At 66.7% G+C, this 21,191-nt stretch carries 14 protein-coding genes; 3 read left to right on the forward strand and 11 right to left on the reverse strand.

Annotated features, from left to right (window positions below):
• Nucleotides 1-8 precede the first annotated feature (8 nt).
• The 10 genes from era to rpoE form a co-directional block, all read right to left on the reverse strand.
• Nucleotides 9-911, reverse strand: coding sequence for a GTPase Era (era, locus tag HF203_RS08745; protein WP_168668725.1), 903 nt, complete (start codon nucleotides 909-911; stop codon nucleotides 9-11).
• Nucleotides 904-1,581 carry a ribonuclease III gene (rnc, locus tag HF203_RS08750; protein WP_168668727.1) on the reverse strand — a complete coding sequence of 226 codons (678 nt, stop codon included), beginning with the start codon at nucleotides 1,579-1,581 and terminating at the stop codon, nucleotides 904-906. Before rnc ends, era begins: the two co-directional genes overlap by 8 nt.
• Complete coding sequence (locus HF203_RS08755; protein WP_168668729.1) at nucleotides 1,578-1,973, reverse strand: DUF4845 domain-containing protein; 396 nt, start codon at nucleotides 1,971-1,973, stop codon at nucleotides 1,578-1,580. Before HF203_RS08755 ends, rnc begins: the two co-directional genes overlap by 4 nt.
• A gap of 11 nt (nucleotides 1,974-1,984) precedes the next feature.
• Nucleotides 1,985-2,803 (reverse strand): signal peptidase I, encoded by an 819-nt coding sequence (gene lepB / locus HF203_RS08760; RefSeq protein ID WP_168668731.1) that lies wholly within the window; start codon nucleotides 2,801-2,803, stop codon nucleotides 1,985-1,987.
• Nucleotides 2,804-2,945: 142 nt separating this feature from the next.
• Nucleotides 2,946-4,748, reverse strand: coding sequence for a translation elongation factor 4 (gene lepA, locus HF203_RS08765; RefSeq protein WP_168668733.1), 1,803 nt, complete (start codon nucleotides 4,746-4,748; stop codon nucleotides 2,946-2,948).
• Between the two features lie 243 nt (nucleotides 4,749-4,991).
• On the reverse strand, nucleotides 4,992-6,413 hold the full coding sequence (locus HF203_RS08770; protein ID WP_168668735.1) for a DegQ family serine endoprotease: 1,422 nt from the start codon (nucleotides 6,411-6,413) through the stop codon (nucleotides 4,992-4,994).
• Nucleotides 6,414-6,498: 85 nt separating this feature from the next.
• The gene (locus HF203_RS08775) at nucleotides 6,499-6,969 is read right to left on the reverse strand and encodes a SoxR reducing system RseC family protein (protein WP_168668737.1); all 471 of its coding nucleotides are present in this window, start codon (nucleotides 6,967-6,969) and stop codon (nucleotides 6,499-6,501) included.
• Between the two features lie 4 nt (nucleotides 6,970-6,973).
• Nucleotides 6,974-7,960 (reverse strand): MucB/RseB C-terminal domain-containing protein, encoded by a 987-nt coding sequence (locus HF203_RS08780; protein ID WP_168668739.1) that lies wholly within the window; start codon nucleotides 7,958-7,960, stop codon nucleotides 6,974-6,976.
• Nucleotides 7,944-8,513: a sigma-E factor negative regulatory protein gene (locus HF203_RS08785; RefSeq protein ID WP_168668741.1), complete on the reverse strand. Its 570-nt coding sequence runs from the start codon at nucleotides 8,511-8,513 to the stop codon at nucleotides 7,944-7,946. Before HF203_RS08785 ends, HF203_RS08780 begins: the two co-directional genes overlap by 17 nt.
• Nucleotides 8,514-8,645: 132 nt before the next feature.
• Nucleotides 8,646-9,224: an RNA polymerase sigma factor RpoE gene (gene rpoE / locus HF203_RS08790; protein WP_168668743.1), complete on the reverse strand. Its 579-nt coding sequence runs from the start codon at nucleotides 9,222-9,224 to the stop codon at nucleotides 8,646-8,648.
• A gap of 358 nt (nucleotides 9,225-9,582) precedes the next feature.
• On the opposite strand from rpoE, the gene nadB reads away from it, so the two are divergent.
• From nadB to HF203_RS08805, 3 genes are all read left to right on the forward strand, one after another.
• Nucleotides 9,583-11,211, forward strand: a complete 1,629-nt coding sequence (nadB, locus tag HF203_RS08795; protein WP_168668746.1) for an L-aspartate oxidase — start codon at nucleotides 9,583-9,585, stop codon at nucleotides 11,209-11,211.
• A 346-nt stretch (nucleotides 11,212-11,557) separates the two neighbouring features.
• On the forward strand, nucleotides 11,558-15,637 hold the full coding sequence (locus HF203_RS08800) for a response regulator (RefSeq protein WP_168668748.1): 4,080 nt from the start codon (nucleotides 11,558-11,560) through the stop codon (nucleotides 15,635-15,637).
• Nucleotides 15,627-18,545, forward strand: coding sequence for a response regulator (locus HF203_RS08805; RefSeq protein ID WP_168668750.1), 2,919 nt, complete (start codon nucleotides 15,627-15,629; stop codon nucleotides 18,543-18,545). The genes HF203_RS08800 and HF203_RS08805 overlap by 11 nt, the downstream gene beginning before the upstream one ends.
• Here HF203_RS08805 and HF203_RS08810 read toward each other — a convergent pair.
• Nucleotides 18,542-21,133: an EAL domain-containing protein gene (locus HF203_RS08810; RefSeq protein ID WP_168668752.1), complete on the reverse strand. Its 2,592-nt coding sequence runs from the start codon at nucleotides 21,131-21,133 to the stop codon at nucleotides 18,542-18,544. The genes HF203_RS08805 and HF203_RS08810 overlap by 4 nt on opposite strands.
• Nucleotides 21,134-21,191: the final 58 nt, after the last annotated feature.

Genomic DNA, 21,191 nt, shown 5'->3' on the forward strand with positions numbered 1-21,191 from the left:
GCCGCCGATCAGTCCTCGCTGTAGCCAAGGCGCGCGAGCGCGGCCTCGTCGCTCGACCAGCTCTTCTTGATCTTGACCCAGACCTCGAGATGGACTGGGCAGTCGAAGAGCTTCTGCATCTCCAGGCGCGCCTGGGTCGCGGTGGCCTTGAGCGACTCGCCCTGCTTGCCGATGATGATCGCCTTCTGCCCCGGGCGCTCGACCCAGATCAGGGCATTGATCACATAGCGCCCGTCGACCACCTCGAAGCGCTCGATCTCGACCGTGGTGCGATAGGGCAGCTCCTCGCCATAACGCTGGGTGAGTTGTTCGCGCAGCAGCTCGGCGGCGAAGAAGCGCTCCGAGCGATCGGTGAGCTGCTCCTCGGGGAAGATCGGCTCACCCTCGGGGAGTGCGGCGAGCACCGCCTGCTCCAGCGCCTCGACCTGATTGCCACGCGCCGCCGAGACCGGGAACAGCTCGCGGAAGGCGTGCCGCTCGCCCAGGGTCTTGAGGAAGGGCAACAGCGCCTCCTTGTCCTCGACCCGATCGACCTTGTTGATCACCGCGATGCACTCGACCCCGGCGCGGGCGACGGCGGCGAGCGCCTGTTCGTCCTCCTCGGTCCAACGCAACGCCTCGACCACGAATAGGATCAGGTCGGTATCGGCGAGCGCGGCACGCGCGGTACGGTTGAGATAGCGATTGAGCGCATTCTCGCCACGCTGATGGATCCCCGGGGTGTCGACGAACAGGATCTGCCCGGCCGCGCTGGTCTTGATCCCGAGGATGGAGTGACGCGTGGTCTGCGCCTTGTGCGAGGTGATCGCGAGCTTCTGGCCGAGGATGCGGTTGAGCAGCGTCGACTTGCCGACGTTGGGACGTCCGACGATGGCGACGGTGCCGCAGCGACCGGTGATGGCGTCAGTCATGTTCGAGGGTCTCCAGCATGGCCTCGGCGGCCGCCTGCTCGGCACGGCGTCGGCTGGTGCCGAGGCCACGGGTGGTCAGCTCGGCGTCGTTGAGCGAGCAGACCACGGTGAAGGATTGGGCGTGCTGATCGCCTTCGATGGCGATCACCGCGTATTCCGGCAGCGGTCGGTGCCGGGCCTGCAGGAACTCCTGCAGCCGGGTCTTGGGGTCCTTGCCGGAGCGCGAGATGCTGGTCTGCGCCAGGCGCTCGGCGAACAGGTTAGCCACCACGGTATTGGCCACCGCGAAACCGCCGTCGAGATAGACGGCGCCGAGCACCGCCTCCAGGGCATCGGCGAGGATGGAGTCGCGGGCGTGACCACCGGTGCGCAACTCCCCTGCCCCGAGGCGCATGTAGTCGCCCAGCTCGATGCCGCGAGCGAGCTTGGCCAGCGCCTCGCGCTTGACCAGGCTCGCGCGCAAGCGGCTGAGGGTACCCTCATCGGCCTCGGGGAAGCGATGACCGAGCGCCTCGGCGATCAACAGCCCGATCAGGGCATCGCCGAGGAACTCGAGGCGTTCGTTGTTGGTCGGGCCGGCGCTACGATGCGTCAGGGCCTGTTCGAGCAATTCCGGCCGCGCGAATTCGTGCCCGAGCACACGCGCCAACCGTCTGGGATCTGCATTCACTGAGTGCTGATTTCCACCTGATTGTGGAACGTCAACACAGCATCGACGTTGAAGAACAGATGCGTGCGACGTTCGTATTCGAGGACCACGGTCAATCGATCGGCGTCGGTTCGCTTGAATTCGAAGTCCTGCGCCGAGACCACGTCGATCCCATTGATATCGAGATTGCGCGCGAGATAACCACTAATCTTGCGCGTGCTGTTACCCACCGGCTGGACCGGATCCTGTAGCCCGTCCATCACCGACTGGATGGTCAGGTTCTGCATATAGACCGGACCGAGCTTGAGCACCAGGGTGATGAAGAAGGCGGCGATCACCACCAGGATCATGAACGAGAGCAGACCGAGGCCGTGTTGTCGGGTCACTGGCGCGGTGTGGGTCGGTAGCGGCATGGTTCAGCTCCTCAATCGATACCGTCGCCGAGACGCGACCAGGCGATCGGCAGACCGTCGCGGGCCCCGTCCCAGTGCATCCAGATGCCGAACGCCTTGCCGACCAGGTTCTCCTCCGGGACGAAGCCCCAGCAACGGCTGTCGTTGCTGTTGTCGCGGTTGTCGCCCATCACGAAGTATTGCCCCTCCGGCACCTTGACCGGCCCGAAGGCCAGTACCCGGCAGCCGGGCGGCAGATCGGGGGCGCGTGAACGGGTGAGGATGCTGTGCTCGACGCCGTCGAGGCTCTCAAGGGCCTCGCGCGCGCCGGTCATGACCTGCCCGGAGCCGACACCAGTGTAGCGCCCGAGCGGTAGCTGGGCCACCGGCTCGCCGTTGAGATAGATGGTCTTGTCGCGATAACCGACGACATCCCCGGGCAGCCCGATCACCCGCTTGATGTAGTCGGTCGAGGGATCGAGGGGGAAGCGGAACACCACCACGTCGCCACGCTCGGGCTCGCCGATGTCGACGAACTTGGCGTTGACCACCGGCAGACGCAGCCCATAGGCGTACTTATTGACCAGGATGAAGTCACCGGTGAGCAGGGTCGGCATCATCGAGTTGGAGGGGATGCGGAAGGGCTCGACCACGAACGAGCGCAGGATCAACACCGCGAAGATCACCGGGAAGAAGGCACGCGCATACTCCACCACCACCGGCTCCTTGACCGGGGCGCCACCGGCAGCGGCACGACGGCGCGGGGCGAGCCAGCGCGCATCGATCAGCCAGATCGCGCCGGTCACCACGGAGGCCAGCACCAGGAAGGCGGGAAAGTCGAAGTTGGTCATTGCGTCTGCAGGGTCTCTTGGTCCTTAGGGGATGGTCCGTGCCCCGGGGGGCGACAGGCGACGGCGGGCGCGTCCACCCAGACGGGCGAGCGGCGAGTGATGGGCACCGGGGCCGCGCGCACCGGGCACGCGGCCGGCGGGCTCAATTATCCTTGCCGACCTGGAGCACGGCAAGGAAGGCCTCCTGGGGGATCTCGACCTTGCCGACCTGCTTCATGCGCCGCTTGCCGGCCTTCTGCTTCTCGAGCAGCTTGCGCTTACGGGTGGCGTCACCGCCGTAGCACTTGGCGGTGACGTTCTTGCGCAGCGCCTTGACCGTGGTACGGGCGATGATTTTGGTGCCGATGGCCGCCTGGATGGCGACCTCGAACATCTGTCGAGGGATCAGCTCCTTCATCCGCTCGGTGACCTCGCGTCCGCGCGATTGCGACTGCGAGCGATGGACGATCGAGGACAGCGAATCGACTTTGTCGCCGTTGATCAGCACGTCGAGCTTGATCAGGTCGGCGGCCTCGAAGCGCTTGAACTCGTACTCGAAGGAGGCGAAGCCACGGCTGACCGACTTCAGCCGATCGAAGAAGTCGAGCACCACCTCGCTCAGCGGCAGGTCGTAGGTCACCTGCACCTGGCCGCCGAGATACTGCAGGTTCTTCTGTACCCCGCGCTTCTCGATACAAAGCGTGATGACCGCGCCGAGGTAGTCCTGTGGGACCAGGATGTGGGCCTCGATGATCGGCTCGCGGACCTCGGCGATCTGGTTCGGCTCGGGCAGGTTGGCGGGGTTGTCGACCTTGACCAGCTCGCCGTCGTTGCGCAGCACCTCGTAGACCACGGTGGGCGCGGTGGTGATGAGATCGAGGTCGTACTCGCGCTCGAGCCGCTCCTGGATGATCTCCATGTGGAGCATGCCGAGGAAGCCACAGCGGAAACCGAAGCCGAGCGCCTGGGAGACCTCGGGCTCGTAGTAGAGCGCGGCGTCGTTGAGGCGCAGCTTGCCGAGCGCCTCGCGCAGGTCCTCGTAGTCGTCGGTGACCACGGTGTAGAGCCCGGCGAAGACGCGTGGACGCATCTCCTTGAAGCCCGGCAGCTTGGCGCCGGGATTGTCGGGGTGGGTGATGGTATCGCCCACCGGCGCGCCGTCGATCTCCTTGATGCCGGCGATGAGGAAGCCGACCTCGCCGGTAGAGAGGCACTCGCGGTCGGTTTTCTTCGGGGTGAAGACGCCGACCGCGTCGACCTGATGGGTACGCCCGGTGGACATCATCTGGATCTTGTCGCGCCGATGGATCTCGCCGTTGACCACCCGCACCAGCGAGACCACGCCGACGTAAGGGTCGAACCAGGAGTCGATGATCAGCGCCTGCAGCGGTGCCTCGCGATCACCCTCGGGCGCCGGGATGCGCTCGACCAGCGCCTCGAGGAGATCGGGGATGCCGAGACCGGTCTTGGCGCTCACCCGCAGCGCGTCGGTGGCCTCCAGACCGATGATCTCCTCGATCTCGCCGATCACCCGCTCGGGTTCGGCCGAAGGCAGGTCGATCTTGTTGAGCACCGGCAGCACCTCGAGCCCCTGGTCGATCGCGGTGTAGCAGTTGGCTACGCTCTGCGCCTCGACACCCTGGGCGGCATCGACCACCAGCAACGCCCCTTCGCAGGCGGCCAACGAGCGCGACACCTCGTAGGAGAAATCGACGTGCCCGGGGGTGTCGATGAAGTTGAGCTGGTAGGTCTCGCCGTCGCGTGCCTGATAGTTCAGGGTGACGCTCTGTGCCTTGATGGTGATCCCGCGCTCGCGCTCAAGGTCCATGGAATCGAGCACCTGGCTCGACATCTCACGATCGGTCAAGGCGCCGCTGACCTGGATGAAACGGTCGGCGATGGTCGACTTGCCGTGATCGATATGGGCGATGATCGAGAAGTTGCGGATGTGGGAGAGATCGGTCATCGGGATTGCGTGTGCGCCCAGCGGCTGATGAATGCGAGTGACCGTGGCACTGCGCCACTAAGGGCGTGGTGCCACGACAGGTAGCCGCTCATCTTACCAGAGGCGCCGGGGGCGGTACATCAACCGCCAGCCGCTAGCGACCAGCGACCAGCGACCAGCGACCAGCGACCAGCGACCAGCGACCAGCGACCAGCGACCAGCGAAGGATAGCGACGCGGGCCGAGGTCGATGACGCCTGGGCTGTCAGTCCGCCTCGGGGATACGGATGGCAAAGAACATTCGTCCCTCGCCGCGCTGCACCAACACCGCCACCGAGCGCCCCGACTCGATCCCGGCGAGGACCTGCTCGAAACTGACCGGATCGGTGACCGGTTGGCCGTCGAGCATCAGGATCAGGTCACCAGCGCGCAGCCCGGCGCGCTCGGCCGGCCCTGGTTCGATGGCCTCGACCATCACCCCGCCCTGTTCGATACCGAAATGCTCACGCTGCTCCGGGGCGATGGCACGCACCACCAACCCGACACGGTTGGCGGGGGTCGTCTCGGCATCGGTGCTGGCGTCGAGGGGGTCCTCCTCGGGCAGCTCGGCGATGGTCACCGAGAGTGTGACCCGCTCACCCTGGCGCAACACCTTGATCTCGGCCTCGGCGTCGATCGGCATCGCCCCGACCAGCGGCGGCAGGGCACTGGAGGTGAGTACGTCTTTGCCATCGAAGGCGAGGATCACGTCACCCGGCTGCAGCCCGGCGGCTGCAGCCGGGCTACCGGGCAGCACCTCGGCGACCAGCGCCCCACGCGGTTGCTTGAGCCCGAAGCTCGCCGCCAACTCACGAGTGATGTCCTGGATCATCACCCCGAGCCAACCACGGGTCACTCGCCCCTTGGTCTTGAGCTGTTCGACGACATCCATGGCGACGTCGATCGGGATCGCGAACGACAGCCCCATGAAGCCGCCGGTACGGCTGTAGATCTGGCTGTTGACGCCGACCACACGACCATCGAGATCGAACAGCGGTCCGCCCGAATTTCCCGGGTTGATGGCGACATCGGTCTGGATGAAGGGGACATAGTTCTCCGTCGGCAGGTTGCGCCCCTTGGCGCTGACGATACCGGCCGTGGCCGAGGACTCGAAGCCGAAGGGCGAGCCGATCGCCAGCACCCACTCACCGACCTGAAGGTCCTTGGACGAGCCGATGCGCACCGCCGGCAGGTCCTCGGCCTCGACCTTGAGCAGGGCGATGTCGCTGCGCTTGTCGGTACCGACCAGGTCGGCGACGAATTCGCGCCGGTCACTGGTGCGCACCACGATCTCGTCGGCCCCCTCGACGACGTGAGAGTTGGTCATCACGAAACCATCGGAGGAGACGATGAACCCGGAGCCGAGCGAGCGCGACTCGCGATCCTCGGGCAGCTCGCCCTCGTCCCCGAAGAAGCGATCGAAGAAATCGCGCAGCGGCCCCTCGTCGGGCAGGTCGGGGATGGTGAAGCCGTGCATCTCGGAGAGGTTCGAGGTGTGTTGCTTGGTGCTGATATTGACCACCGAGGGGCCGTTCTCGGCAACCAGGCTGGCGAAGTCCGGCAGGGTGCGCCCGACGGCCAGCCCCGGCGCCAAGGCGCAACAGAGCAAGGTGGTCAGAGCGAGCGAGAGGCGGGGTTTCGAGCGCATGGTTGCTCCTCAAAGATTCGTCGATGCGGCCGGAGCCGCCTGGGCTGGCGGATTCGCGGATGCCCGAGGACGCAGGCGCTTGCCGTCAGGACTCGAGGAAGGTCACCTGCGGCGGCTCGGGGGCGAGCCGGCGGACCACCTCCGGCTGACGTGACGGATCCCGGGCCAGAGCGCGACTGTAGCCGCGAAGCCACACCAGTGCGAGAGTAAGACCCAAACCGGCGCCGAGCAAGCCCACCGCATCGGCATTGGCGCCACCGAGTGCGTTTCCTGCCACTGCCCCCAGCACCAATCCCAGGGTGGGGGCCAGATAGGCCGCCAGTGACAGCCGCAACACCCCCTGTGCGGAGATTGCCAACACGACCTCGTCGCCAACCTCGGCGCCGATCCGATCACGCGCGCGGACCTTGGCCAGGCGCCGCGAAAACAGGCGTTCGAGCAGCGAGGTACCGCAAGCGCCACGCGCTGCACAGCCACCACAGACGCTCTGCCGTTGGGTCTGGACCCAGAGATGATCGCCATCGCGCGCGATCACCCGTCCTTGTTCCTCGATCATGGTGTCAGTCCTCGACGAGCCGGCGCACACCGGCGACGGCCGCCTCCACGGTCGCCGCCGGCACCTCGCCGACGGCGGTGATCTGATAGCCGGCCAGGCGCCGTCCGGCGGCGTGCACAGCACCGATGTTGGTTGAACCCTCGAGCCCCGGCGCGGGCGTCTGCTCGACATAGATCGAGTAGGCCGAGAGTCGATCGGTGAACAGGAAGTGGTCGACGACGACACCATCGTCTTGTGGGATGCGGTGATGGATCACCAACTGGAAACCGGGCGGCTGCCCCTCGAAGCGCCACTGTGGCGGGGGCTCGGTCACCGGTGCCTCGCGCACCCCCTGCGGGGCGGCCTCGGGCTCGGTGCCGTCGGCGGGATGGAAGGTGACCGTGGCGAACATCAGCTGTTCGAGTGCCTGCTCGGTGCGGTCGATCAGGTCGGATTTGAGCGGTAGCGCGGTCTCGCGATCGATGTGGAAACGATAGCCGTATCGCAGCGCATCACGCGGGATGATACCGATCACCTCGGTATCGCGACCGGCAACCCGGCCCTGCCCTAGGCGCTCGATACGATAGTGATCGCCGAGCCGCTCGGGATCGATGCCGTTGGTGTCGATCAGGCCGGCGCCACTGCCGGCGCTCTGTACCGAGATGCCGTGACCATCACGCATGGTGCAGTTGACCCGACGCGAGTCACGCGAGAGCGCACGCACCGGGCCACTGAGCGCGACCAACCGCTCCTGGGTATAGCCGGCGGCGACACGATGGATTAGGTGCAGGGTCTCGAGCTGGTTGTCGTGGAGATAGATCAGGGTGCCTTCGTAACTGAGCGCACGTAGCGCCTCGGACATCCGTTCGAGCAGTTCGCCGACCGGGGTGTCTGACCCCGCGGCAGGCGCTTGCTGCGTGGTCGCGACAGACCAGGGCGCGAGTAGACACAACAACGCACCGAGACAGAGCGCCGCCGCCCAGGAGGAGCGATGACTAGCGGGGCGATTCATAACCGACAAAGGTCGCATAAGGCAGCATGCCCTTGGCCCCACTGACGGAGGCGGTGTCTTGATGGGTGACTAGAAACAGGTCGAGCTTGTTGGCGAGATCCGGACGATCGATCCCCCAGCGCCCGTCGCCGACGGTCGTGACCATCGTCGGCGGCGGTGAGACGGGCTGGTGCTGCGCGGTGGTCGGGAAGCCCCCCTCGAGGTGATCCCCCCCCTGGAAGAACAGCGGCGGCACCGCAAACACGGCGACGAAGGCCGCCGTCGCCGCCAGCGCCATCCCGGCCACCGGCGCCAAGGCGCGGCGCGGCTGGAAGCGATGACGCTGGTGGAAGACCAGGGCATCGGCCATCACCCGTTCACGCACCGCATCGGCCACCTCGGCATGCGGCGGATCGATCCGCTCGCCACGGATCGCATGACCGATCATCTGGTAGCGCGCCCAGGTGTCGCGCAACTCGTCATCGTGCGCCAGGGCATCGAGCAGGCGCCCGGTACTGGCGGTGTCGAGTTCGCCGTCTTGCAGTTCGGAAAGTCGTTGTCTTAGCTCGGTCATTGGTTCACGCCTGCGCTGGGTTGTGTCGCTGTCTCGGCCTTGCACCTTGGTCCACGCACCATCGCGCGAGCCGAGCGCTGGGCCGCCCCGGGCCCGGACGGCCATGCCGCACGGGCGATTCACGCCCAGACTTTAGGGTCTGAGCAAGGGCCGTAATCGCTTGTCGATGGCGTCACGCGCCCGAAAGATACGCGAGCGAACGGTGCCGATCGGACACTCCATGGCATTGGCGATCTCTTCGTAACTCATGCCCTCGAACTCTCGCAACACGATCGCCGTGCGCAAATCATCGGGCAGGTCGTCGAGCGCCCCCTGAACGGCGCGGGCGATTTCGTCGCTGAGCAGCTCGCGCTCGGGCGTGGCACCGTCGCGCAGCCGTGACCCTCCCTCCATCTGCTCGGCCACCTCGGCCTCGACGTCACCACCCGGCGGGCGCCGCCCCTGGGCGACGAGGTGGTTCTTGACGGTATTGACGGCAATCCGGTAGAGCCAGGTGTAGAAAGCGCTCTCGCCGCGAAATCCCGGCAAGGCCCGGTAGGCCTTGAGGAAGGCATCCTGGGTGACATCCATCACCTCCGCCGAGTCGCGCAGATAGCGCGAGATCAGATTGGAGATCTTCTGCTGATATTTCAGCACCAAGAGGTCAAAGGCGCGTTTGTCACCCGACTGGGCACGCCCGACCAACTCCTGATCGGCCTGGCGCTCAGACATGGATCACGACCGCCGGTCCCCTGACCATCGGCTCCGTTGGCATGGACAGCTCCCCGATTAGGAAGTTCTTCGAGTGGGGCCACAATTGCATCCGCACTCTCGCAAATCAAAGCGTCCAATCCTGACCGGAATCGGCCACAGCGGCAAGTCCGTGTGACCTCGCACACCCTTTCGGCTGGTCCCGACCAATCGCCCCGACGCGGCGATCACGTACGTAACGGACTGGATTTCACGGCGCCAGCGGCATAAAAATGAAGATCAGCCCGCGGCCACCGTCGTGACGACGCGACTCGCGCGTCCACCCGAGGCACGGCGCCCAGAATCCATCCTTATTTCCTCATTGCAGCGAGTCCCGACCATGTCAGCAACCGTTCATCGTCACGACGTCCTCATCCTCGGCAGCGGCGCCGCGGGGCTCAGTCTCGCGCTGCGACTCGACCCCGAGCTGTCGGTGGCGGTGGTCTCCAAGCGCGAGCTTGTCGAGGGCAGTACCCGCTATGCCCAGGGCGGGATCTCGGCGGTACTCGACGAGCACGACTCGATCGAGTCGCACGTCCAGGACACCCTCACGGCTGGGGCCCACCTGTGTGAGCGCGAGGCGGTGCGGATGGTCGTCGAGCGCGGTCCCGACAACATCCGCTGGTTGCTCGACCAAGGGGTCGAGTTTACCCGCGACGCGGCCTATCAGAGCACCGGCGGTTATCACCTCACCCGCGAGGGCGGACACTCGCACCGACGCGTGGTCCACGCCGCCGACGCCACCGGCCGAGCGGTAGCAACCACGCTCGAGGCGCAGGTGCGCCAGCGAGACAATATCTCGCTCTACGAGCAGCACATCGCTGTCGACCTGATCACCACCAAGCACCTGCCGGGCAGCCGGGATCATCGCTGTCTCGGCGCCTACATCCTCGATCTCGGCAGTGATCAGGTCGAGACCTTCATGGCCCGGTTCGTGGTGCTCGCCACCGGCGGGGCCAACAAGGTCTACCTCTACACCAGCAACCCCGACGTCTCCACCGGCGATGGCATCGCCATGGCCTGGCGCGCCGGTTGCCGGGTGGCGAACATGGAGTTCATGCAATTCCACCCGACCTGCCTCTATCACCCAGAGGCGCATTCCTACCTGATCACCGAGGCGCTGCGCGGCGAGGGCGCGCGGCTGCTGCTCCCCGATGGCGAACGCTTCATGCCGCGCTTCGACGAGCGCGCCGAACTCGCCCCGCGCGATATCGTCGCCCGCGCCATCGACCACGAAATGAAGCGTCTCGGCGCCCCTTGCGTCTATCTCGACATCTCCCATCGCCCGGCCGACTTCATCATCGAGCACTTCCCCACCATCCACGCCCGTTGCCTCGAGCTGGGCATCGATATCACCCGCGATCCCATCCCGGTGGTCCCGGCCGCGCACTACACCTGTGGCGGGGTAATGGTCGACCGCCACGCCCGCACCGACCTACCCGGACTCTATGCCAGCGGCGAGACGGCCTACACCGGGCTGCATGGCGCCAACCGCATGGCCAGTAACTCGCTGCTGGAGTGTCTGGTCTACTCCGAACGCGCCGCCGAGGACATCGCCGCACTGGCCAGCAAGGTCGAGTTCGCCCCCGACGCACCGGACTGGGACGAGAGCCGGGTCACCGAGCCCGACGAAGAGGTCGTGGTCACCCACAACTGGGAGGAGCTGCGCCGCTTCATGTGGGACTACGTCGGCATCGTCCGTACCACCAAGCGGCTGCGTCGCGCCAAGCGCCGCGCCGATCTGCTCGCCCACGAGGTGATCGAGTACTACGCCAACTTCCGGGTGAGCAACGACCTCATTGAGCTGCGCAACCTGCTCGAGGTCTCCGAACTCATCATCCAGTCGGCACTGCGCCGGCGCGAGAGCCGGGGGCTGCACTACACCCTCGACTTCCCGCGCCGCGACGCCTCGCAACGGACCCCCACCATCCTCATCCCTGATCGCTACGTCCCCCGCGCACGTCACTGACACGCCCGGCGAGGCGAACTGCACCCGGGGCTGACCCCGAATGCGTCCCGAGTCACGACGAGGGGCGCCGATCCCTGCATATAATTGGCCGGATGCGCTCCGCGCCAGACCGTAAGCCACCCGGCCCCGCCGGGTGGCAGCGGCGCCGGGGCCCGTACCATTGCCCGGAGCCCGTCATGACAGACCTACCGGCGGCCCGCCGCGGCCTGCCCCCCGCCTCTTCGCACACCACCCACCGTGGCACCGGGATACCGCCCCGGGGGGGGCCCGGATGAGTTGGGCGCCCCCCCCCGGATCCTCACTCCGTCACCTGTTACCGCTGTTTGCGGCCATCCTCGTGTTGCTGATGGCTGCCTTCTCGACGCTGCTGTGGTGGATTCAGGAGCAGCGGCTCGATGAACTCGTCAGCGCCGAGGTCGACGAGACGGCCGCTGTCTTCGGCGCGGTCCTGGAGGACCAGTCGAGATGGCTCGAGACCCTCGCCGCCTCGGTGGCAATGGATGCAACGACCCGTAACGCGCTGGCGACACGCAACATCACGCAGCTCGATCAACACTGGCGCGCCATGTTCAAGCGGTTGCGCCGACACAATGGCATCACCCACGTCTATTTCCTCGACCCTGGCAGACGCGTCCTGTTGCGCCTCCATGCCCCGCAGCGTGCCGGTGATCGTATCGACCGCTTCACCACCCGCCAGGCCGAGCGCACCGACGCCGCCGCCCAAGGGCTCGAACTCGGCCCCCTCGGCACCTTCACCCTCAGGGCAGTCCACCCGGTCCGCCTCCAGGGCGAGCGGATCGGTTATGTCGAGGTCGGCAAGGAGATCGAGGACATCCTCGACGCCCTGCAGCTTCCCAGCGAGGTCGGGCTCGCGGTGCTCATCCGCAAACACCGACTGGAACCCGAGCAGTGGCGATCCGGCATGCGGATGCTCGGGCGCGGCGATGACTGGGGACGCCTCCAGCGCAGTGTGGTGAGCTACAGCTCGGCTGGCGGGCTGCCCCCCGGACTGGAGGCGATGATCGATGATCTCGATCGTCCCGGCGTGCGCCATCTCGATACCGGTCACGAACGGGTCATCGACGGCATCCGCTGGCGACTGGCGCTGATACCGCTGCACGACGCCGCCGGGCGTGCCGTCGGTGACCTGTTGCTGCTCCACGACCTCACCCACGAGGCGGCCGCCTTCGACCGCCACATCCGCACCTGGGCGATCGTCACCACCCTGCTGCTGGGGCTCGCCCTCGGTATCAGTCTGCTGCTGGTGAGACGCACCAACCGTCTGATCCAGCGTCAACAGCGGAGCCTGCTCGAGCACCAGGGCCTGCTGGCCGCGACCCTGCGCTCGATCGCCGAGGGGGTGATCAGCACGGATGCGCAAGGCCGGGTCGTCGATCTCAACCCCACCGGCGCACAGCTCACCGGATGGCAGCCCAGCACGGCGCAGGGACGACACCTGACCGAGGTACTGACACTCCTCGCCCCAGACAGCCGCGACCCGATCGAGCTCCCAGGCGCCGAGACCCTGGAGACCAGGACCACCCACGCCCTGCTGATTGCGCGCGACGGCAAGAGCTGGCCGGTGGTGGTCAGCAGCGCGCCGATCCGCAACGAGACGGGACGTCCCCTGGGGGCGGTGATCGTGTTTCGCGACATGACCGAGGAGCAGCGTGTCCACAGCGAACTCGAACTCAGCCGCGAACGCTACATGCTGGCGATCGACAACAGCAGCGACGGCATCTGGGACTGGGATCTACGTAACGATCAGGTGTTCATCTCACCACGCTGGAAGCAGCAGCTCGGCTTCGCCGACGACGAACTCGCCGATCGCTTCGAGAGTTTCGAGAGCCGGCTGCACCCCGACGAGAAACGCCACGTGCTCGATCAGCTCGCCCGCTATCTGCAACATGCAAAGCAGAGCTATGCCCTCGAGTTCAGGCTCCGGCACCGTGACGGCAGTTACCGTTGGATCCTCTCGCGCGGCCGCGCCCTGCGCAATGCCCAGGGCCAGCCCTACCGCATGAGCGGATCGCACACCGACATCACCGCGCGCAAGGAGGCCGAACGCACCATGACGATGCTCTCGGCGGCGGTCGAGCACAGCGACGACCTGGTCGCGATCCGCGATCAGGCGCTTCGCGTGATCGCTGCCAATCCGGCCTTCGCGCACGCCGTCGGGGCCGCGGACACCGCGCAGGTAGTGGGACGCACCGACGCCGAACTCCTCGGGCTCGACCCGGAGCAGGACCCGGTGCGGGCCACCATGGCCGATGACCGGCAGGCGCAGTCACTGCCCCCGGGGGAGAGCCTGATCCGCGAGCACACGGTGCGCCTGGCCAGCGGCGAGACCCGCACCCTGCTCACTAAGAAGTATCCGATCTACGATCGCGAACAGCGTCTGATCGGTTCCGGCACGCTGTCGATCGACATCAGCGCCCGCAAACGCGCCGAGGATGCGCTGCGCGAGAGCAATGCGGCCCTGCAGACCGCGATCGAGCGTGCCAAGATGGCCAGTCGCGCCAAGAGCCGTTTTCTCTCGAACATGAGCCACGAGATCCGCACCCCGATGAACGGGGTCATCGGCATGCTCGGGCTGCTGCGTGAGAGTCCACTCGACGCCGAGCAGCAGCGTTATCTCGAGATCGCCCAGCACAGTGGCGAGGGACTACTCAAGATCATCAACGACATCCTCGATTTCTCCAAGATCGAGGCCGGTAAGCTCACCCTCGAACAGCTCGATTTCGATCTCATCGAACTGCTCGACGACTTCGTCGCGACCATGGCCCTGCACGCCCACGACAAGGGGCTGGAGCTGATCTGTGGCGCCGCCCCCGAGGTGCCCAGCACCCTGCGTGGCGACCCCGGACGCATCCTGCAGATCCTCACCAACCTGGTCGGTAACGCGATCAAGTTCACCGAGCACGGCGAGGTCGTGGTACGCGTCAGTCTGCTCGACCAGGAGGCCGGCCGGGTCAGGCTGCGCCTGGCGGTGCGCGACACCGGCATCGGCATCGCCCGCGACAAGCGCCAGCTGTTGTTTCGTGGCTTCTCCCAGGTCGACCCCTCGGACAGCCGCCGCTACGGCGGAACCGGACTCGGCCTGGCGATCACTAAACAACTAGTCGAGCTGATGGGCGGGGAGTTGGGCTTCGAGAGCACGGTCAATCAGGGCTCGATCTTCTGGTGCGACCTCCCTTTCGCCTGCCAGTCGGCCAGCCCCGGCGCGCCCGTCACCGCCTCAGCTCGACTGCGCCGGCAGCGCATCCTGATCGTCGACGACAACCGTACCAGCCGCGAGCTGATCGCCGCCCAACTGAGTGACTGGGGGCTGCAGACGGGGCTTGCCGGCGATGGCGAGCAGGGACTCGAGCAACTGCGCCAGGGCGTTCGCCAGGAGCAACCGTTCACCATCGCGCTGATCGATCTGGGGATGCCGGGGATGGATGGTATCGCCCTCGGCGAGACGATCCGGGGTGAGCCCGCGCTGGCCGCCACCGCCCTGGTGATGCTGACCGCCCTGGGGCGTGTGCGCGATACCAGGCGCTGCAGCCGTCATGGCTTCACCACCCACCTGAGCAAGCCGATCCGTCACCGCGACCTGCTGGCGACACTCGAGGCGGCGCTGGCGCCGGCCGAGACAACGCCGCCCACGCCCTCGCCCGCCGCCGCACGCGATCGCCACCCCGCGCGGTTGTTGCTCGCCGACGACAACCTCACCAATCAGCAGGTGGCACTCGGTATCCTCGGTCACCTCGGCTTCGATGCCGATTGCGTGAGCAACGGCCAGGAGGTGCTCGATGCCCTCGCCAGTCGCCACTACGACCTGCTGCTCATCGACGTACAGATGCCGTTGCTCGACGGGCTCGAGACCACCCGGCGCATCCGCGACCCCGCCAACGACCTGCCCGGGCGCGAGATCCCGATCATCGCCATGACCGCCCACGCGCTCGAGGACGATCGCATCCGCTGCCTGAACGCGGGCATGAACGACTATCTGGCCAAGCCGATCGAGCCCGGCACGCTCGCCGCCACCCTGGAGCGCTGGCTGCCGCAGCCAGGGGCTGGCCTCGACACCGCGACACTACTCGAACAGCTGATGGGCGACACCGCACTCGTCGCGCAGGTGATCGAGACCTTTCTCGCCGATCTCCCCGAACGACTCGGCGAGCTTACGCGCGCCCACCAGCAGCACGACCTCCCGACCTGCACCCGCCTAGCCCGGCACATCACAGAGGCGGCGCTCGGGGTCGGCGCCCGACAGCTACAGCAGGCCGCCACCGCTCTCGAGGCGGCCTGTAGCACCGGCGCTGCCACGGCGCTCATCAGCGCCCGCCTGAGCGCGGTCGAGACGGCATTCCACGACCTTCGCATGGCCCTGATCGAGATGCGAGACACCCTGCCCCAGGACGACGACCATGTCAGCTGAACACCCCCCGCCCCACCCCCACGGCCTCCGGGTCGAGCCCCCACAGCGACTCGACCACGCCAGCACCGACCCGATGTCGCCCTGGGGGCGCGCGCTCTGGACACATACCTTCGATGCCTTGCCCGATGCCGTTGCCCTGATCGACCGTCAACGCCGCATCATCCGGGTCAACCGCGCCATGGCCGATCAGCTCGGCCGACCTGCGGCAAGCTTGGTCGGACAACCCTGTCACCTAGTGGTACACGGCACCCACGCGCCACCACACCAGTGCCCGCTGACGCGCACCGAGCAAAGCGGCGAGAGCGCCACTGCAGAACTCTACGAGCCCCGCCTCGGCGGCCACCTACGCATCACCACCACCGCGCTCTATGACGACACCGACGAGTTGGTCGGCTACGTCCATGTTGCCCACAATGTCACCGATCGACAGCTGGCGCGCGAACAGCTCTATCTCCGGCTCGAATGGCAGCGCCTGATCATGGACCTGTCACTGCGCTTTCTCACCACCCCGAGCGAACACCTCGAGGAGGCGATCCACGACGCCCTGGCCAAGGTCGGCGGCTTCATCGATGCCGATCGCGCCTGCCTCTACGCCTACACCGCGGCGGAGGACGACACGCCTCAGCGCATCGCCGCCTGGTGCGATCTCGACATCGCCTCCACGTCCACAACGACGCCTTGGATCCCCAGCACCCTGCTCGAACCCTTGCTGTGCCAGCGCCATGACGGCCCGCGCTTCCTGTTCGCCACGCGCGCCAGCCTCGCCGCCGACGACCCGCTGCGCAGCCAACTCGAGATCCGTGACATCCACACCCTGCTGTTGTTGCCGCTGCGCGATCAGCGTGGCTGCCACGGCTTTCTCGCTTTCTGCACCGCGCGCGCCGATCGCCACTGGGCCGAGGCCGAGATCGACCTGCTGATCCTGCTCACCGAGCTACTGCGCAACGCGCTGCGGCGCAACAGACGCGAGGACGACCTGCGCCAGGCCCGGCTCCAGGCCGAGCAGGCCGCGCGCGCCAAGAGTGCGTTCCTGGCCAACATGAGCCACGAGATCCGCACCCCGCTCAACGGCATCATGGGCATGAGCGATCTGCTGCTCAACACCACGCTGAACTTCGAGCAGCGACGCTACACCGAGATCCTACGGGCCAGCAGTGAGAGCCTGTTGGCGCTGATCAACGGCGTGCTCGATCTCTCCAAGTTCGAGGCCGGCAAGCTCACCCTGCAGTGCGAGCGCTTCGACCTGCGTACCCTGATCGAGGACGTCGCCGAGATGCTCGCCTTCCGCGCCCAGGAAAAGGGCCTGGAGCTGACCTATCACCTCGACGGGCTGGAGCAGCCCTGGCTGTGGGGCGATGCCGGGCGGCTACGACAGGTACTGATCAACCTGGTTGGCAACGCGGTCAAATTCACCGATCGGGGGGAGGTGCAGATCCGCGTCGAGCGCGGTGTCGACGGCCAGACTCGCTTCGAGGTCGAGGATACCGGCATCGGTATCGCCGCCGCCGACCAGGTGACGCTGTTCGAGGCCTTCACCCAACACGACACCTCGCACAGTCGCCGTTATGGTGGCACCGGACTGGGGCTGACCATCTCCAAGCAACTCGTAGAGCTGATGGGCGGCGAGATCGGCGTCGACAGCGTCCCCGGAGAGGGGGCCTGCTTCTGGTTCAGGGTCGGCCTCGAACTCGACGACACCATCCCCGTCCCCGCCCGCTCCGATATCGACGCCCGTCTGTTGATCGTCGATGACCATGCGCCGAGTCGGCGCCTCATCGGCGAGTTGCTCAGGTACTGCGGCTGTCGCTTCAGCGAGGCGGCGACCACCACCGAGGCCTTCAACCTGCTCGATCGGGCGGCGAGCACGAATGATCCCTATCGCATCGTCCTGATCGACCTCTCGCTCAGCAACGATGCCGATGGCTGCCTCTTCGCCGAACGCCTGCGACATCATCCACGTCTAGCCGAGACCGCGCTCGCGCTCCTGGTCCCGCTCAACCGCCACGAGGTCCCCAGCCGCCCCGACTGCCACTGCGACCTCTACCTCACCAAGCCGGTGCGTGCCACGCACCTGCGCCAGGGGCTCGAACAACTCCTCCCGGAGCGACTCGCACCCGCCTCCCCGCCGCCGCTTCACCCCACTCCAGCGGGGCAATACCGTATCCTCCTCGTCGAGGACAACCCCACCAACCAGGTCGTCGCCCGCGGGCTACTCAACAAGCTCGGTCACTCACGAGTCGACCTCGCCAGCGATGGTTATGACGCACTCGATGCGCTCACCCACGCGGACTACGACCTGGTGATCATGGACTGCCAGATGCCCGGTTTGGATGGCTTCGAGACTGCGCGGCGCATCCGCAGCGGCGCGGCCGGCACCGCCTGCGCCAAGGTGCCGATCGTGGCGATGACCGCACTCACCCAGGCCGGAGATCAGGCCCGCTGCCGCGAGGCCGGGATGAACGCCCACCTCTCCAAGCCGATCCAGCCCCGGGCACTCGCCGCCGTACTCGAGGCCCAGCTGGCATCGGCGCCGGCCGCACCAGAGGCACAGAGCGCCACGGAGGCCGAGGAGGTGTTCGTCAGCGCCGAACTGCTCGAGCGGATGATGCATGATCGCGAACTCATACTCGGCGTCGTGCCGCAGTTTCTCACCGACCTCCCTCAGCGCATCATCGAACTCGGACAGGCCCTCGAGGACGGCGATCTCGAGGCGGTCGCCTTCAAGGCCCACAGCATCAAGGGGATGGCCAGCAACCTCTCGGCACCGGCGCTCGAGCAACAGGCCATCGTGATCGAACAGCAGGCCCATGCCGGCGAACTCGACCAGGCCCGAGCCCAACGAGGCGCGCTCGAGGCGCGCCACGCCACGCTCGCACAGACCCTGGCGCAATGGATGGAGTCGCTCTAGGACGTGCCAGCCGCCGCGGCCTCACTGAGCGCGCTCAGATAGCGGGTGCAGACGGCCGCAGCCAGGGGCTTGGAGTAGAGGTATCCCTGCCCCAGGCGGCAACCGTGATCGAGCAGGAAGCGGCACTGCGCCGGGGTCTCGACGCCCTCGGCCAGGACCTCCAGCGACAGGCTCTCGGCGAGCGCGATGATCGCCTTGGTGATGGCCACGTCGCTGGCGTCCTCCGGTAGCTCGGAGACGAAGGAACGATCGATCTTGAGCTTGGTGAAAGGCAGGCGCTTGAGATAGCTCAGCGAGGAGTAACCGGTACCAAAGTCATCGAGCGCCACCTTGACCCCGAGCGCACGCAAGCGTTCGAGCTGCGGGATGACCTGGTCCGAGGCCCGCATCATCACCGACTCGGTGACCTCGAGTTCGAGCATCGCCGCCGCCAGCCCGGTCTCCTGCAGGGTGCGTTGAATCACCCCGATCAGGTCGTGATCGGCGAACTGCTTGGTCGAGAGGTTGACGCACATCATCGCCTCCTCCGGCACCAGCCCCGCCTGACGCCACTCGGCCATCTGCCGGCAGGCCTCGGTCAGCACCCAACGTCCGAGCGGGATGATCAGACCGGAGTCCTCGGCCAGGGGGATGAACTTGTCCGGCGCCACCAGCCCCAGCTCCGGGTGCTGCCAACGCACCAGTGCCTCGAGCCCGTGGAGGCGCTCGCCATCGAGTTCGAGTTGGGGTTGGTAATACAGCACGAAGGACTCGTCGGCGAGTGCCTGGCGCAGATTCCCCTCAAGCAACACTTGCTCGAAGGCGTGCACCGTCAGCTCGGCGGTGTAGTAGGCAAAGCCACCACCGCCGCCGGCCTTGGCGCGATAGAGCGCGGCGTCGGCGTTACGAATCAGATCATCGCCACGGGCGCCGTGCTCGGGATAGAGGCTGATTCCGATACTCGCACCGAGCACCAGGGTATGCCCCTGTAGCTCGAACGGCGCGGTGAAGGCTGCGTTGATACGGTGCGCGGTGGCAGTCGCCTGTTCGCGATCGCGCAGCCCTCGCAGGATGACCCCGAACTCATCGCCGCCCATCCGGGCCAGGGTATCGCCAGCCCCGAACAGGCCACGCAGACGATTGGCGACACGCTTGAGGATTCGGTCGCCGTCGCTGTGATCGAAGCTGTCATTGATGTGCTTGAAGCGATCGAGATCGATGATCAGCACCGCCAGCGCGTCGCCGCGCATGCGGGCCTGCTCGATGGCAAAGCCCAGCCGCTCGGAGAACAGCGCCCGATTGGGCAGGCCGGTGAGCAGGTCATAACGGGTGAGCTGGGTGTTGGCCTGATCGCTGGCCTCGAGCCGGGCGAGCAGGTGCAATCGCTCGGTGATCTCGCGCGAGACCTCGATGATACCGATGACACGGGCGTCATCATCATAGAGCGGGCTGGCGACGACCTCGAAGCTGCGGGTAAGGCCCGCCTCGTCGGTGTGTTGATGCACCACCTTGCTCGGCGCCTGGGTCTCGATGACCCGTTGCAACGGACAGCGATGCTGGACATCGCCACAGGGCTGTTTGCGCCCCTGCCACAGCTCATGACAGCTGATCCCAGGCTCCAGGCCGCGGTCGCGCACCAGCTCGCGCGCGACCCGGTTCATCCGCAACACCTGGTAGTCGAGTCCGATGACCAAGATCGGATCATCGATGCCATCGATCACATGCTGCAGGAAGGCGCGCTCCTCGTGCAGCGCCCGGGCACGCGCCAGGGTCTGGACCGACATCCGATTGAAGGCACGCGCCAGGTCATCGAGTTCGTCGCCACCGGCACAGGGCAGTGGCGCCACCTCACGCTCTGCGGCCAGGGCATGGGCGGCGGTCTCCAACCGCACCACCTTGTCGACCACGAAGCGCTGGAGCAGGATGCCACCGACGAGCAGCATCAACGGGAAGATCACCAGCTGATCGAGCATCGAGCCGACCCACATGGTCTCGGCCCGCGCCTCGACCACGGTCTGAGGGATGCGGACGCCGAGGATGCCACGTAGCTCACCGGGCTGGTACCCAAAGCCGCCGTCATAATGGGCCGCGATCGGCGCGGGTGCATCGGCGCGTGCCCCATGACAGGCCAGGCAATCGGGTTCGACCCAGATCGGTTGGGCATAATGATAGAGGCCGGCTCCAGAGGCATCACTGCGCTCGACCAGACGATCGCGGGCGTCCGGGTTGCGTTCGAAGAAACGGATCGCCTCGATCTCATCGGGATCGGCCTGATGCCCCGGACTGCGCGCGCGTAGGGTAACGGTCTCGAAATGCAGCCCGCGCGCACCGCCCTCCCCTTGGACCGCCTCGGCCAGGCGACCGATCACCGGCTGCGGGAGGAAGCCACTCCCAGCCGGGGGCGCATCGGTAAGAGAGCGATAATGGCCCCGGTGGGCGGCCAGCAGGACCGTGTGCAGGGTCCTGGCGTCGTCACGGACCTGTTCGAGCACGAGCTGGCGCAGGGTGTGCTGGTGATCGATCTGCAGGGCGAGAAAACCGGCCAGGACCACGACACCGACCCCCAGCCACAGCTTGAGCTGTAGTCGAGACAGGCGCATTCGGCTCATGTTGTGGACGTCTCGGACATCGTCATCTCGGCACGCGGCATCCTGGCCCGCCGCTGAC

Origin of the sequence: Marichromatium bheemlicum (assembly GCF_012276755.1) — a bacterium.
Classification (GTDB): domain Bacteria; phylum Pseudomonadota; class Gammaproteobacteria; order Chromatiales; family Chromatiaceae; genus Marichromatium; species Marichromatium bheemlicum.